The 14,393-nt window shown below is 47.0% G+C and carries 13 protein-coding genes; 9 read left to right on the top strand and 4 right to left on the bottom strand.

Features of this window, described 5'->3' with window-relative positions:
- Positions 1-11 precede the first annotated feature (11 nt).
- From R7Z50_RS07785 to R7Z50_RS07775, 3 genes are all read left to right on the top strand, one after another.
- On the top strand, positions 12-1,307 hold the full coding sequence (locus tag R7Z50_RS07785) for an MFS transporter (RefSeq protein WP_017634479.1): 1,296 nt from the start codon (positions 12-14) through the stop codon (positions 1,305-1,307).
- A 101-nt stretch (positions 1,308-1,408) separates the two neighbouring features.
- Positions 1,409-2,425: a nuclear transport factor 2 family protein gene (locus tag R7Z50_RS07780; RefSeq protein WP_005374772.1), complete on the top strand. Its 1,017-nt coding sequence runs from the start codon at positions 1,409-1,411 to the stop codon at positions 2,423-2,425.
- A 177-nt stretch (positions 2,426-2,602) separates the two neighbouring features.
- On the top strand, positions 2,603-3,688 hold the full coding sequence (locus R7Z50_RS07775) for a porin (protein WP_213889332.1): 1,086 nt from the start codon (positions 2,603-2,605) through the stop codon (positions 3,686-3,688).
- Between the two features lie 69 nt (positions 3,689-3,757).
- Here the strand turns inward: R7Z50_RS07775 and R7Z50_RS07770 are convergent, their stop codons facing one another.
- The 4 genes from R7Z50_RS07770 to hisD all read right to left on the bottom strand — a co-directional run bounded on the left by R7Z50_RS07770 (position 3,758) and on the right by hisD (position 7,571).
- The gene (locus R7Z50_RS07770; protein WP_064376316.1) at positions 3,758-4,471 is read right to left on the bottom strand and encodes an alpha/beta fold hydrolase; all 714 of its coding nucleotides are present in this window, start codon (positions 4,469-4,471) and stop codon (positions 3,758-3,760) included.
- 1 nt (position 4,472) lies between these two features.
- On the bottom strand, positions 4,473-5,477 hold the full coding sequence (locus tag R7Z50_RS07765; RefSeq protein WP_025768658.1) for a cupin: 1,005 nt from the start codon (positions 5,475-5,477) through the stop codon (positions 4,473-4,475).
- Between the two features lie 65 nt (positions 5,478-5,542).
- Positions 5,543-6,277 (bottom strand): SDR family NAD(P)-dependent oxidoreductase, encoded by a 735-nt coding sequence (locus tag R7Z50_RS07760; protein WP_025768659.1) that lies wholly within the window; start codon positions 6,275-6,277, stop codon positions 5,543-5,545.
- A 1-nt stretch (position 6,278) separates the two neighbouring features.
- Positions 6,279-7,571 carry a histidinol dehydrogenase gene (gene hisD, locus R7Z50_RS07755; RefSeq protein WP_005374756.1) on the bottom strand — a complete coding sequence of 431 codons (1,293 nt, stop codon included), beginning with the start codon at positions 7,569-7,571 and terminating at the stop codon, positions 6,279-6,281.
- 289 nt (positions 7,572-7,860) lie between these two features.
- Here hisD and R7Z50_RS07750 point away from each other — a divergent pair, with 289 nt between their 5' ends.
- From R7Z50_RS07750 to R7Z50_RS07725, 6 genes are all read left to right on the top strand, one after another.
- Positions 7,861-8,610 carry an HpcH/HpaI aldolase family protein gene (locus R7Z50_RS07750; protein ID WP_318148993.1) on the top strand — a complete coding sequence of 250 codons (750 nt, stop codon included), beginning with the start codon at positions 7,861-7,863 and terminating at the stop codon, positions 8,608-8,610.
- Positions 8,611-8,760: 150 nt separating this feature from the next.
- Entirely contained in the window at positions 8,761-9,717 is a 957-nt protein-coding gene (locus R7Z50_RS07745; protein ID WP_025768661.1) for a LacI family DNA-binding transcriptional regulator, read from the top strand.
- Positions 9,718-9,985: 268 nt separating this feature from the next.
- Positions 9,986-10,981, top strand: a complete 996-nt coding sequence (locus R7Z50_RS07740; protein ID WP_025768662.1) for a TRAP transporter substrate-binding protein — start codon at positions 9,986-9,988, stop codon at positions 10,979-10,981.
- Between the two features lie 58 nt (positions 10,982-11,039).
- The gene (locus R7Z50_RS07735) at positions 11,040-11,603 is read left to right on the top strand and encodes a TRAP transporter small permease (protein ID WP_258480139.1); all 564 of its coding nucleotides are present in this window, start codon (positions 11,040-11,042) and stop codon (positions 11,601-11,603) included.
- Positions 11,600-12,880 (top strand): TRAP transporter large permease, encoded by a 1,281-nt coding sequence (locus R7Z50_RS07730; RefSeq protein ID WP_258480138.1) that lies wholly within the window; start codon positions 11,600-11,602, stop codon positions 12,878-12,880. Before R7Z50_RS07735 ends, R7Z50_RS07730 begins: the two co-directional genes overlap by 4 nt.
- Positions 12,881-13,393: 513 nt before the next feature.
- The gene (locus R7Z50_RS07725; protein WP_318148992.1) at positions 13,394-14,368 is read left to right on the top strand and encodes an ester cyclase; all 975 of its coding nucleotides are present in this window, start codon (positions 13,394-13,396) and stop codon (positions 14,366-14,368) included.
- Positions 14,369-14,393 lie beyond the last annotated feature (25 nt).

Here is a 14,393-nt window from a genome sequence, read left to right as displayed (position 1 = left end):
GTTTATCGGTCATGAATGCCAAAAGACACATGAGCGAAGTTCCTATGATTCAAAGGGTAGCTGCCTATCTAGCGATACTGGTTGGTTACTTTTTCTATTGTTATAACTTTGTAATTATTGACTACGTACGCCCATACATCGTTGAAGCGTATGATGGTATTAGCCTGTCAGACACTGCCCAGTTCTATACATGGCAGTCGGTTGGTGCACTTATCGGTGCATTGAGCTGTGCTTGGTTCGCAACAAAATTTGGTAAGAAATCCACTCTTATTACCATCACAGCCCTAAACGGTGGCGCAACGATCATCAATATGATGTTCACCGACTACACAACATGGGCAGCAATGCGTTTCATCATTGGTTTGTCACTGGGTGGTTACTTCACCGTGGCAGTAAGCTTGATGATCGGCCTATTTACGCCAACGGTACGTGGTAAGTTGACGGCATTCGCGTCTTCTATGTTCTCTGTAGCACTGATGGTAATGGGTGCGTATGCAGCATTTATTGCAAGCATCGATGCACCATGGGAAAGCCTAATGCTTGTTGGTGGTATCCCACCATTGGCAGCCGCTGTGGTCATGATCTTTGTACTACCTAGCGACAGCAAAGTAATTGCTTACGGTGAAGAAGAGCAAGCAAAGGCAGAAGAATCAAATGCACCAGCGAAAAAAGGCTCTTGGGGCGAAATGTTAAGTAAGCCTTACCGTAAGATCACTCTAACGTGTCTATTGCTGGCTGGCCTTAACTTCTACGGTTTCCAATTCTTTGGTGGCTTCGTAACCACTTACCTACGTGATGTGCGTATGTTCGACGGTGCAACCATCGGTCTCATCTTCTCTATCTCAGCGTTTGGTTCACTGTTTGGTGCGTGGTTCTGGGGTTGGGTAGCTGACAAATTCGGTCGTAAGGTGAACGCATTTGGCTTCATCCTAGCGGGCATCATGGTTTCAATCTTCTTTGTTGCACCTGGCGACATGGTGATTGGCGGCCTAAACATGCTGGCTCTACTTGGTCTGATTTACAACTTCGGTCTGTCTTCTTCTGCGGTATGGGGTGGTTACTTCTCAGAACTGTTCCCAGCACACCTACGTAGCTACGGCGCGGCGCTATTCCACGGCGGTCGTATCCTCGGTATGTGGGCACCAATGGTACTTATCTTCATCCAAGAACGTACCGACCTACAAACCGCAATGTGGGGTTCACCAATCGTATGGATCCTTGCTGGTCTTCTATGGCTATCACTGCCAGAGACACTAAAAGGCGGCGTGTTCGATAAGAGCAAAAAAGCCGAAGCAGCAAAAGCGTAACTGAATTTCAAAAACTCCGGCTGGCTCCCTGGCCGGATGAAAAAACTTAATTTCGAGTCCTGTTCCCAAAGCCGACTCGACAGCAAATAAGAGAGTTTATTATGTCTAAATATCAAGAAGCGAAACGCGTTGTACGTGAATACTTCAGCGCAATGGAAAACGCAACTCACGAGAACGTGGCAGAAGTACTAAAAGCACACACTTCAGAAGATTACCTATGGCGTGGTGTTTACCCATTCCGTGAGCAACAAGGCGCTCAAGCAGCGGCTGACGTTTTCTGGGCTCCTTTGATGAAATCAATGACTCGCATGCAGCGTCGTCAAGACATCTTCATCGGTGGTGAGAACGAAGTAACATCAGGTGAAATCTGGGTAATGAGCATGGGTCACTTCATGGGTCTATTCGACGCTGAATACCTAGGCATGCGCCCAACTGGCAAGATCATGAACATCCGTTACGCAGAATTTAACTGTGTTGAAAACGGCAAGATCACTAAGACTGGCCTATTCCTAGACCTTCTAGGTGCAATGGACCAAGCGGGTTGTTACCCACTACCACCATCAACAGGTAAGCACTTCGTATACCCTGGTCCTCGTAACCACGACGGCCTACTGTTCGAAGACGCAGCACCAGAAGAAGGCGTAGCAACACTAGCACTAGTGAACAAGATGGTTGATGACCTATCTGCACTAAACGACAGCGGCGCTATGGGTTGCCCACCAGAAGTTCTTGAAAAGAGCTGGTCTAAAGACATGATCTGGTACGGTCCATGTGGTATCGGTGCGTCTTACACAATCCCTCGTTACCAACAGCAGCACCAATTGCCGTTCCGTAACAACCTGAAAGACAAGAAGTTTAATGGCCACGTATGTCGTTTCGCAGAAGGTAACTTCTCTTGTTTCTTCGGCTGGCCAAACCTATCTAACACGCCAATCGGTGGTTTCCTAGGTATGACAGGTGGTGAAGTACGTGCAGACATGCAAGTGGTTGACGTTTACTACCGTGACGGCGACAAGCTATCTGAGAACTGGGTACTGATCGACCTACCTTACTGGCTAAAACAGCAAGGTCTAGACGTATTCGAGCGTACTCAACAGATCCTAAACCCTTCTCTATAAGAAGTCCTAGGGGCGGATTGTCAACCCGCCTTTATGTTGCCTGAATCCCCTCTCGGTTCAGGCGACATGCTCCCAACTCGTGCCTCAAGGATGGGGCACAACCTCAAGATAGAACCCTTATTCAAAACGGGCATGAACGCACGGTGGCTTTCTGCGCCCTGAATAATGAGATTGATCATGAAAAAGTCGACCCTTTCTGCAGTGATTTTAGCAGCGCTTACTTCTAGCTCAGCCTTTGCTGCACACACTTTTGTTAATGACGCTGGCGACAGCCTAACCATCGATGGCCGTTTCGATCTTCGCTACCAAGACCGTGGCGGTGATGACAACGGCGAATGGAACAGCGGCAGCTCACGTTTCGGTTTGAAAGGCCAAATGGGTCTGGATAACGGCTGGACTGGTTTCGGTCACGCGGAATGGGGCTACAACTCTGGCGCGAACGGCGACAACATTTACGACCGCTTGCTATACGCAGGTGTTGATCACGAAAAATATGGCAAGATTGCTGCGGGTACTAAGCAGTGGTCTACCTTCTACGACGTAGCATGGTACACCGATTTAGGTCGTGTATTCGGTACTCGTGGTTCAGGTGTTTACAACCTAGCTGACTGGGGTATCGCATCCGGTGCTGGTCGTGCAGAAAACTCAATCACGTACCGTAATTCAATCAATGAAAAAGTGAGCTACGGCTTTACTTACCAAACCACGCGTGAAGATGTTGCTCTAGCAAGCAATGCGACAGCCTCATTGAAAAACGGCATGGGTGCGTCTATCACTTACAAACCGGTTGATGGCGTAACACTTGGTGCGGCTTACCATCAAAATGAAGTTGCTGATTTAGACGCAAGCGTGGTTGGCGTAGAAAACGGCGACAACATGCGCATCATGCTATTGGGCGCAAACTACAGCAACGGTGGCTTCTACGCAGGTGCGACTTTCCACGTTGGCGAAAACTGGGAAGCAGTGAGCCAAGGCGGTACGGACGTAATGTTCGATACCCTAGGTGGCGAAATCTACACTTACTACCACTTCGATAACGGCCTACGCCCAACGTTGAACTACAACTACATGAAAGATCGCGGTGACGAGACACAAGGTTACGAGCGTAACTTGCTGATCCCTGGTCTTGAATACCACTTCCAGAAGAACAAATTCCTAGTTTGGACTGAATACCAGTTCGACCTAGGTAAAGATCAGTACGATGGCAGCAAATTCGAAAACCGGGATGATCAATTCGCGGCAGGTATTCGCTACTACTTCTGATAATACTCATCGCTCACCACCTATACCCAAGTAACCTTAAGGTGGTGAGTGATGAAGTTCTTATCAACACTAAGCAAAGTTATCTTGAAGCCAAGTAGTCATCACTTCACTAATAATTAAAGGCTGCTCAAGCGTAGATAGATGCCCACACTCCGGAACAACATGAAGAGTCGCGTTCGGTATGCATCTCTCCATGAGCAGGTGATTATCTAGCGGGCAAAGCTTATCTTCTTTACCTGTTATCACCAACGTAGGAACTTGAATATCCACCAACAAAGGACGAGCATCAGGGCGAGTTGCTAACGCTTTAGCATGCGCTTCAAATGCCTCCAAACCAACATTGATCGCCATGCCTTCGATGCGATCAGTTAACGCTTTGTCTTGCAAACGACTTGGATGAATCAGCACAGACATCAGAGCGTCAGGCGTAATGCGTTCAAACTCACCATTTAACGCACGGTTAACCAGCGCATCACGCTTTTGTGTCACTTCTGGTTTTTCATCTGCTGCATTGGTATCCATAAGGATCAAGCCTTTAACTCTATTCGGCGCTTGACGGTACACCTCAAAGGCAAGAATCCCACCCATTGATAAGCCACCCAAGACAAACTCCTGCGGTGCGTCTTGCAACACTTTCTGCGCCAGCTGTTCCATTGACGGCAATGAGGCCAGCGTCGGGCATGAAGGCTCAACCCAACTTGGCAACGCTCGGTTGACTTCCTCAAACAATGTGCCATCACAAAGTAGTCCGGGTAGCCAAACTAACGAGGTGGGTTGTGTCATTTTATTCTCCTGCCAGCGGCTTTGGTTGATCAGACCCAAGAATGCAATACGTCAAACTATTACCACGCAAGTTCGTCAGTGAATAAGACGCACCTTCTGGAACATTCAGCACATCACCGCGTGTTAAAACAACATTAGCTTGTTCGCCTTGATGCGTGAGGACCACCTCTGTATCGCCATCAAAGTTGATAAGTACTTGTTTTTCTTCTCGGCAGTGTTGAGGAATCGAGCCACCTTCAGAAAGCTCATAAGCCATGATGCTCACTTCATCTTCACTCTTTACTTGGAAGTCATAACTCGCCAAAGGATGACCCGTTAAGGCGTATTGTTTCACGTTGCTTCCGCCGAAATCGCCTTTGATTTCACGATAATCTTTTTGCAGAGCGACAAATGGCATCATCTCTTCTGCGGTGTATGTATCGAAGGTCGCGAGCTCTTCTTCGGTAAGCAGCGGCATCAATTCTGATTCTTGTGGCACCGGGTCGCCATTAATAGTGTCCACGAGTGTGCCATCGGCTTTGAGGTATAAACCATAACCTTGACTGTCTTTAATAACGTTTGGATGCCAAATAACGCCGCCACCTGAATCGTCGCCGCCAAGTACCGAGAACATAAAGCCGTAATCGCGGCCAACCACTTCAAATCCACGGAAGAGATTGGTTGGAATCGAGATGACGTCACCGTGAGACAACACCGCCTCATGCTCTCCATCGTTCCCCCAATAAAAACGGAACTGACCTTTGAACACCAAGAAAAGCTCGGCGGTACGATGAGAGTGCAACGAATTTTTGATGCCCGGCGGTTGGCCTGCGGCACCAATGTTAAAGCCCGCCGTATCGCGAATATGAACATGTTGACGACTGCTTTCTGCCACCCCAGCACCGATAATGCAGAAGTTATCTTTCAGATCACTGCCTGGCGTGCGCGCATCAATAAACGCACTCGTACCCGGAATCAGTTCCATGTAGCGGACCAGATTATTATTCATTTTAGATTGTAGAGTCATTGTAAATCCTTGTTGTCCTTGTTTGGACCTAGCCTTTGAATTGTTAGTTACAAACCGAAAGTGTGTTACAGACCTAAAGGTCGCCCACCATCAACCGCGATGGTATTGCCTGTCGAGAAGGTCAGAAGATCTGCCGCGGCGTACACGGCTTGAGCGACTTCTTCATCATTGGCTAAACGCTTAAGCGGTGTGGATTGTTCTTGTTGATTACGCCATGCGTCATCCAAGCCTTTGACAAACTCAGTGTCGACAAGCCCTGGAGCAACAGCCAGAACTCGAACCTCGGGAGACAGAGCGCGAGCTAAAGAACGGGTCATGTTCTCCGCGGCAGATTTACTTGCACAGTAAGCAATGTTGCTCCCCATCGCAGTCTGTGCCGCGATAGAAGTAATGTTCACCACACAACCATTGGCTTGCTTAAGCCAAGGCTCAAACGCTCGAACCATGGCAAAAGGCGCACGGACGTTCACTTGGAAAATTTGGTCAAACAGCTGGTCATCTAAACTTTGCAAATCAGAGTGCGCGACGAATTTCGTCATCCCCGCACAGTTGACCAACAAATCCAGCTTGTCGCTTATTTCACTGACTTGATGTTTAAGCTGTTCAATCGCACTAGAATCTGCCACGTTCAATTTGAATGCTAGATGCTCGTTACGTGGCAGCGAGGAAAGCACATCCTCGGCCGCTTTCTGATTACTGTTGTAAGTCAGAATTACGCGATATCCCGATTCAGCTAGCTTGCGACAAATGGCGGCACCCAGTCCGCCACTGCCGCCTGTGACTAAGGCAAGTTTCGACATATTACGCCTCTTCCACTTTGCCTTTGTAACGGCGCACACGAATATCCGCTTGCTCTTTGTGGCCAGCAAAACCTTCGAGTGCACACAAGCGAGAGCAGTACTCACCGACTTTGAGCGACGCAGCTTCCGTTACACGCTGGTAAGTACAGGTCTTGATAAATTTACCTACCCAAAGACCACCGGTGTATCGCGCCGCTTTCTTCGTTGGCAGTGTATGGTTGGTACCAATACATTTATCGCCGTAAGAAACGTTGGTTTCACGACCTAGGAACAAGGCACCGTAGTTGGTCATGTTATCTAGGAAGTATTTAGGATCTTCCGTCATCACTTGCACGTGTTCAGAAGCGATATCGTCTGCCACTTCCACCATTTCTTCGTAGCTATCACACACAATCACTTGTCCGTAATCTGCCCACGCTTTACCCGCAACTTCAGCCGTTGGGAGAATGGTTAACTGACGTTCGATCTCTTTGATGGTTTCTTGCGCAAATGTTTCGCTATTGGTCAACAATACAGCGGGAGAGTTGTAACCATGCTCAGCCTGACCAAGCAAGTCTGCCGCTGCCAATTCCGGGTCACAGCCTTTCTCATCGGCAATGACTAGGGTTTCCGTTGGGCCTGCAAACAAATCGATACCGACGCGACCAAACAACTGACGTTTTGCCTCTGCTACAAATGCGTTACCCGGCCCTACAATCATATCGACCGGTGCAATAGTCTCCGTCCCCAGAGCCATTGCACCTACCGCCTGAACACCACCGAAGCAATAGATTTCATCCGCACCCGCCATTGCCATCGCAGCGACAATCGCCACATTCGGCTGGCCATTAAACGGTGGCGCACAAGCAATAACACGTTTTACGCCCGCGACTTTCGCCGTCAGTACACTCATGTGAGCGGATGCAACCAATGGGTATTTACCGCCAGGGATGTAACAACCCACGCTGTTGACTGGAATATTTTTATGCCCCAGTACCACACCAGGCATGGTTTCTACTTCGACGTCTTTCATTGAGTCACGTTGAATTTGAGCAAAGTTTCGAACTTGTTGCTGAGCGAACTCGATATCATGACGAGTCGATTCATCAAGCGCATCCACACAGGCTTGGATTTGCTCTTCTGACAGGCGGAATTGCTCCGGCGACCAGTTATCAAACTTTTCAGACAACTCACGTACAGCGCTATCACCTTTCGATTCAATATCAGCAAGAATGTTTTCGACAATCTGACGCACTTTTGCGTCATTTGATGCTGATGCTTCTTCAGTGATTCCGTTTTTTAAAATGCGTGCCATTGGGTTTCTCCTTGAACATTGAGGCTGACGAACGGTTATTTTTATGCGTTTGGATACGAATGCAAAATCAGATTAAACACTTAATTAACATTTGACAAGTTAAGTCAACAAACCACAAAAATAATCCTTAAGCCTTTGTATTGATTAATTTAAACAAATAAAATCAAGTAATAAGCACCTTGATTGAGTTTAATTTTTAATCAAAAATGAGTTTTAGATCACATCATTTTTACTCATCATTTACATTTCTACATGTTAGTTTTTGCATACCTTTGCAAAGGAGAGAATCATGAGCAATTTTAAACAACGTCTGAATCAAGAAACGATATTAGGTACATTTGTTAAAACCCCTCACCCTCACATTATCGAAGTATTGGCACTGGCAGAGTTGCCTTTTGTGGTACTGGATGCAGAGCACGCACCTTTCGATCGCTCCTCGCTTGATCTGTGCATCATGGCGGCCAGAGCGAATGACCTCGCGTGCGTGGTACGAGTACAAGACAGCGCCCCTTCAACCATTTTGAACGCGCTTGACTGTGGCGCGGCGGGTGTACAAATTCCCCATGTTTGTACTGCTGAGCAAGCGACGCAGCTGGCGAAAATCTGCCATTACGGAGAAGGTGGCCGAGGGTATGCTGGTTCCAGTCGAGCAGCGCAATACGCCACTAAGCCCATGGTTGAACACTTAAAAGACAGCCGTGCGAATACGATTGTCATTGCACAAATTGAAGACCCTCAAGGGGTCGAAAATGTTGAAGCGATTGCCAATGTTGAAGGTATTGATGCGCTCTTCATTGGCCAAGTTGATCTCACTGTCGCTTATGGTGCTGATAGCGTTCATGATGAGAAAGTCGCACAAGCAAGTATGCGAGTAATCGAAGCGGCCAGAGCCGCCAATAAACCTGTTGGCATGTTTGTCGCGACGGCTCAACAAGCTCGGGAATGGCGTGAACTCGACGTTAGCTTCTTTTGTGTTGGGTCTGAACACAAAATGATCATTGATGGCTTCAAACAAGAGAGAAATGTGATGAATTCTTGAGTTTTCTCTGATATTTACGCCTTATCAATGTAATGCTCTAGACACAGAAATCCCCTAGCCCATACACTCAGCACGTATGAGAAGGTTCAATGGCCTTAAATAAGGAGTATCACCATTAAAGCGAAAGTAACTTCGATCGACGTCGCGAAGATGCTCGGCGTCTCTCAATCGACGGTATCTAGAGCATTCAGCCCGACTGCGAGTATTAGCGAGAAGAAACGCAAAATGGTGATGGATGCCGCAGCTAAGCTCGGATACACACCGAATGCCATCGCCCGAGGTCTGATTTCGAATCGTTCAGGCTTAGTGGCGATTGCGTTAGATAGCGAATCAAACCCAATGTACGACATGCAATCTCGTGCTTTGGCTGTCGAAATTCAAAAGCGAGGCGGACAAGTTGTGCTTTGCCCTATCGACAAGGACGACCTCGATCTCGCCATTTCACGCGCCATTGAATACCAAGTGGACGGACTCGTTATCGCCACCAGCCGTTTAACCTCACGTGCGTTTGCCCAATGCGAAAAGTTTGGCGTTCATTTAAGCTTGATCAACCGCTACGCCGAGGGTATTAATGCCAATAGCTCTGGTATTGATAACCGATTGGCGGGCCAACAAGCAGCCGAGTATTTAACGCAGAAAGGCGCAAAACAGTGTGCTTATATCAGTGGCGATGCTGGCTCCATGACCAGTGAAGAGCGTTGGCTGGGTTTCTCTTCAAAATTGCAAGAACTCGGCTCCCCGTCACCAACCTTTATCCAAGCCAAGTACAGCTTTGAAGCAGGCTTAGAAGCGGCGAAAGCGATCTTGTCGCACACTAGCAAACCCGATGCAATTTTTTGTGCAAACGACATCCTCGCCATGGGTGTGATGGATGGCTTGCGACAAGCCGGAGCAAAGATCCCCCAAGACTTCTCTGTGATGGGTGTAGATAACATTCCGATGTCTGCATGGCCGAGCTATGATTTGACCACCATTGCTCAACCAGTCGACAAAATTGTTAAACGAGCGGTTGAAGACTTGATGAATCGAATCAACGGCAACCTGGATGCAACTGGCGAATACCTTTTCGAGCAAGGCACCTTGATCGAACGTAGTAGCACCATTTAATAAATCCATTTTTATTCATTCTTCATAAAACAAAATGCCTTGCTTTCGAGTAAGGCATTTTCTGTGATCACGATTAAATTTTCACCAATCGTTATTTAATACCTCATCAATTCATCAATCTTGTTATTGACTTGTTACTTTAATGTTTTATTTTGGATTCGTATGCAAAATGGATATGAATTGCTCAACTAATTTATAAAAACATAAAAAATTGTGTGACTTGCCAACGAATGCCCATGGCAGGTCATACCAGAAACAAGGAAGAACGATGAAGAAAGCAATCCTTACTTCACTTACCGCACTGGGGCTTGCATTTAGCAGTATGAATACGTTTGCAACCAGTGTTATTCGTCTTGCTCATGACAGTCAAGAAACCTCTCCCGTACACAAAGCAATGCTCTATTTCGAACAAGAAGTGGAAGCTCGCTCAAACGGTGAGATAGAAGTTGAAATCTATCCGGCAAGACAACTAGGCGATGTGCGTGAGACGACTGAACTCGTGCAGCAAGGCAACTTACAAATGACGTTTGGTGCGTCAGTTTTACTCTCTCCCTACGTCCCAGAGTTTAACGTGCTCGACGTGTTCTACCTTTTTGATAGCGAAGAGCAAGCACACAAAGCGCTCGACAGTGAGAAGATCGGACAACCATTGTTGAATGCTATGGAATCAAAAGGCTTTCATGGACTTGGCTTTATGGAGGTCGGCTTTCGTAGCGTGACCAACAACAAACAGCCAATTGATAGTATTGAGGACCTGAAAGGGCTAAAGATTCGCTCGGCATCTAACCCCACTCAAATAAGCGCGTGGAAATCTATTGGTACTGCGCCAACACCTCTGTCTTGGGGAGAAATTTTCACCTCGTTACAACAAGGCCTGATTAACGCTCAAGAAAGTGCTATCTACTCTATTTATGCCGAACGTTTTTACGAGGCACAAAAGTACCTCTCTTTAACTAACCATATATACACCAACTACGTGTTGTTCATGAACAAATCGTTTTGGGATTCACTGCCGGCCGCACAACAAGCGCTGATCAGTGAAGTAAGCAAAGAAACCATCGCAAAACAGCGTGAGCTCGCCGCTAAGCAAAACCAAGAAGTAATCAAAGAGCTCGAAGCAAAAGGCATGACGGTTAACATCGTCCCAGACGAGGTACGCAGCATCATGAAAGAAAAAATGAACGCAGCCGTGTACCAAGATCTGCGTAGCAAGACAGGTGAAGACTTGTTTGACAACGTGATTGCCGAGATAGAACGCCTATAACTCCCACTCTTTTGCACGATCTGGCAACAGGTCGTGCTTTCTCGTTTTGGAGGTGAACATGAAGTGGTTTCGCTTACTAGACAAATACCTAGAACCTACCCTTATCGTTATCGCGATCTCGACGATGACAACTTTACTGTGCTTGCAAATCGCACTACGCCTATTTGACGCAACGATCGCGTGGGCTGAAGAGCTGGCACGTTATTTATTCGTATGGGCGATGTACCTGAGCATCAGCTATTGTATCCGAGATGATCGACACATCCGCATTCGTGTGTTCATCGATAAACTTCCGGGCAATTGGACGCAATTCAGTTTGATTGTTTCTGATCTTATCTACCTTGCCTTTAGTGCCACTGTCGCCTGGTTTGGATTTAAGGTGATCAATCGCAGCCTGCAACTCGGTCAGATTGCACCCGCAATGGAAATTCCTATTGCGTGTTTGTATGCCTCTGTTTTAGTTTGCGCACTATTAAGCTGCGCGCGCCTAGTGACAAGCATTTATCAACGTGTGAACGCGTGCTCCACCAGCAATGAACGAGTTCGCTTTTCTCGCAAACGCTATCGCCATATCAAAGCAAAGTACCGTACTTCTAACCGACTATTGGAGTTTAACGCATGACGTCTGCACTTTTGTTTGGCAGCTTTGGTCTGCTTCTGCTCATTGGCGTTCCGGTCGGTATTGCTCTGGCGGCAGCCAGTATGGTCGCGATACTCAGTCTGCCGTTTCTTAACATTGAGTTTTTAGTCCAAGGAATGGTAACAGGGCTCGACTCTTTCCCTCTCCTCGCCGTCGTTCTATTTACCTTGGCAGGTAACCTTATGAGCCAAGGAGGGATCTCAAAACGATTATTACACGTGGCGGAGGTCTTCTTTGGCCACTTTACTGGTGGGCTTGGCATCGTCGCCATTGTGGCGTGTATGTTCTTCGCTTCCATCTCTGGTACAGGGTCTGCCACTGTTGCCGCTATCGGCCTGACGATGATTCCCTCGATGGTGAAGAAAGGTTACGACCGCAGCTTTGCAGGTGCTTTAATCGCTTCCTCCGGCGGAATTGGCGTCATTATTCCACCCTCTGTGGTGATGATCGTCTACGCGATCACTGCTGAAGTCTCCGTCACTAAGATGTTCATGGCGGGCATCATTCCTGGCTTGGTCGTCGGTATGGTTTTGATCGGCTATTGTCTGATTGTCTCAAAAATGCGGGGCTACACAGGTAACGAACGCAAAGCCACTTGGTCAGAGCGTCTTGCTGCGCTAAAAGAAGCCAGCTGGGCAATGCTACTCCCCGTGATCATTCTCGGTGGTATCTATTCTGGTATCTTCACGCCTACCGAATCAGCCGCCATCGGAGTTCTCTATGGCTTATTCTTTGGCATGTTTGTTTATAAAGAACTCAAACCAGCGCAAGTGGTGAAAATCATTCTAGAGTCGTCACTGTTAGTTGGCGCTGTGCTCGTCATTGTGGGTGCGTCCGTGACGTTTGGCCGCATATTGACCCTAGAACGTCTGCCGACCGAGATCGCTCAGTTCATTCTATCGATTACCGAAAACAAACTTCTGATACTGCTTTGCATCAATGTCCTGTTGTTGCTCGTCGGTACCTTTATGGAAACGCTGGCAGCGATTGTTATTCTCACACCAATTCTGTTACCCATTACGTCAGCACTCGGCATGGATCCCGTTCATTTTGGTATCGTGATGATCGTGAACTTGGCCATTGGCTTTGTTACGCCTCCTCTGGGAGCCAACCTGTTTATGGCAAGTCAGGTAGGCAAAGTACCGATAGAGTCGCTCTCTAAAGCCATCATGGGTTGGATTGGTGCAATGATAGTGGCGTTGATGTTGATTACCTTCATCCCTGCCATCTCGCTATCGTTACCTGCGCTTTTATCCTGATCGTTGCACTCATAGAGCGCTTATGACTGTTATAGCCACTAGATAAACACCTTTCTAGTGGCTTATTCGTTATCTACTTCCGATTTAATAAAAAAGACTTAAAGCATTCGTATGCAAAAGGAAAATTTGAAAGATATAAGGATAATTGACACCAAAATAGCTGAATATTAGCGATAAAGTCTATTTGGGTGCCTTGATCTGCATGATTATCAGTTTTGGCTTAATCATTTGTTTCCATTCAAACAGATCAAAATAAATTAAGCGATTAAAAAACAATAAGATATTAGGAAATTCATACAAAAAAACTTTGACCTCCTTTCTTATTAACACGTCTCGATAAGAGATAGCTTCCATCTCTCCTGTACTTTTTTAGTTTATTTTCCGCTCAATTGTTAAAAATCTGATCACCAGCACGCTATTTAAACAATCGAAAAACAATCCGTTGACAAAATGGCAACATGATATATTTTGAATACGTAATCAAATATAATTATTCAATTACGGAGGTGATTTATGGCCATGGTTGGCTTCGATGAAAAGTGGCGTGACTTTCCCGACTACATTCTTGGTATCACAAAAGAGATTTGGGAAGACCGAGGTTTAAACACCTTAGAACACTACTACTCTCCCGACATTGTTGTGCGTACTCCACTCTCTATCGTTCAAGGAAACGAAGGGGTGATCAGTGCAACAATGGCGACACTGGCCGAGTTTCCCGATCGCACGCTATATGGCGAAGACGTCATTTGGTCAGGCACCCCGGAACAAGGCATGCTTTCTTCTCATCGAATCATCTCTACTGCAACACACAGTGGCAACGGCTTCTACGGGCAAGCCTCGAACCGCAAACTTCGTTTCCGTATTATCGCAGATTGCCACGCTATCAATAACCAAATCAATGACGAATGGTTGGTTCGCGATCAAGCCGATATCGCGAAACAACTGGGTATGACGTCAGAAGAGTTTGCACGCCAACAAATCGAATTTGAAGGTGGCGTGGGATCAAGCCCATTTCCGTTCACACCTGAAGTCGACATTCCTGGACCTTATTTGGGCGTAGGCAACGACAACGAATATGGTCAGCGCTACGAAGCAATTCTCAGAAGCCTTATGAATGCCGAGTTCTCTATAGTACCGAAAGAGTACGACCGCGCTTGCATCGGCGAATACACTGGAGGTCAAACTGCCCTATCACACTCGGAAGTCGATCATTTTTGGATGGCACTTCGTGCGTCTTTCCCAAATGCTCAATTTACCGTTCACCATCGTATTGGCCGAGATGACGACATGATGTCACCACGCGCTGCAATTCGATGGTCTTTGCACGGTAAGCATGAAGGGTATGGGATGTTCGGTAAGCCTTCTGGGAAAGAGGTTTACATCATGGGGATCAGCCACGCTGAGTTTGGTCCTTGGGGTCTTCGTCGCGAATTCACTTTGTTTGACGAGACCGCAATCTGGAAGCAAATCCTGCTACAACAAGGCTAACGGCTGACTAAACACTATTTATTAA

It is taken from the genome of Vibrio sp. 1249-1 (genome assembly GCF_033340495.1).
Note: the sequence above shows the minus strand (reverse complement) of the source record. Positions and strands in the feature narration are given on the sequence as shown.

Coding starts and splice junctions, on each gene's coding strand:
- R7Z50_RS07730 (WP_258480138.1), top strand. CDS start 11,600: ATGACGTCTGCACTTTTGTTTGGCAGCTTTGGTCTGCTTCTGCTCATT.
- hisD (WP_005374756.1), bottom strand. CDS start 7,571: ATGGCACGCATTTTAAAAAACGGAATCACTGAAGAAGCATCAGCATCA.
- R7Z50_RS07770 (WP_064376316.1), bottom strand. CDS start 4,471: ATGACACAACCCACCTCGTTAGTTTGGCTACCCGGACTACTTTGTGAT.
- R7Z50_RS07760 (WP_025768659.1), bottom strand. CDS start 6,277: ATGTCGAAACTTGCCTTAGTCACAGGCGGCAGTGGCGGACTGGGTGCC.
- R7Z50_RS07735 (WP_258480139.1), top strand. CDS start 11,040: ATGAAGTGGTTTCGCTTACTAGACAAATACCTAGAACCTACCCTTATC.
- R7Z50_RS07785 (WP_017634479.1), top strand. CDS start 12: ATGAATGCCAAAAGACACATGAGCGAAGTTCCTATGATTCAAAGGGTA.
- R7Z50_RS07780 (WP_005374772.1), top strand. CDS start 1,409: ATGTCTAAATATCAAGAAGCGAAACGCGTTGTACGTGAATACTTCAGC.
- R7Z50_RS07745 (WP_025768661.1), top strand. CDS start 8,761: ATGCTCGGCGTCTCTCAATCGACGGTATCTAGAGCATTCAGCCCGACT.
- R7Z50_RS07750 (WP_318148993.1), top strand. CDS start 7,861: ATGAGCAATTTTAAACAACGTCTGAATCAAGAAACGATATTAGGTACA.
- R7Z50_RS07775 (WP_213889332.1), top strand. CDS start 2,603: ATGAAAAAGTCGACCCTTTCTGCAGTGATTTTAGCAGCGCTTACTTCT.
- R7Z50_RS07765 (WP_025768658.1), bottom strand. CDS start 5,477: ATGACTCTACAATCTAAAATGAATAATAATCTGGTCCGCTACATGGAA.
- R7Z50_RS07725 (WP_318148992.1), top strand. CDS start 13,394: ATGGCCATGGTTGGCTTCGATGAAAAGTGGCGTGACTTTCCCGACTAC.
- R7Z50_RS07740 (WP_025768662.1), top strand. CDS start 9,986: ATGAAGAAAGCAATCCTTACTTCACTTACCGCACTGGGGCTTGCATTT.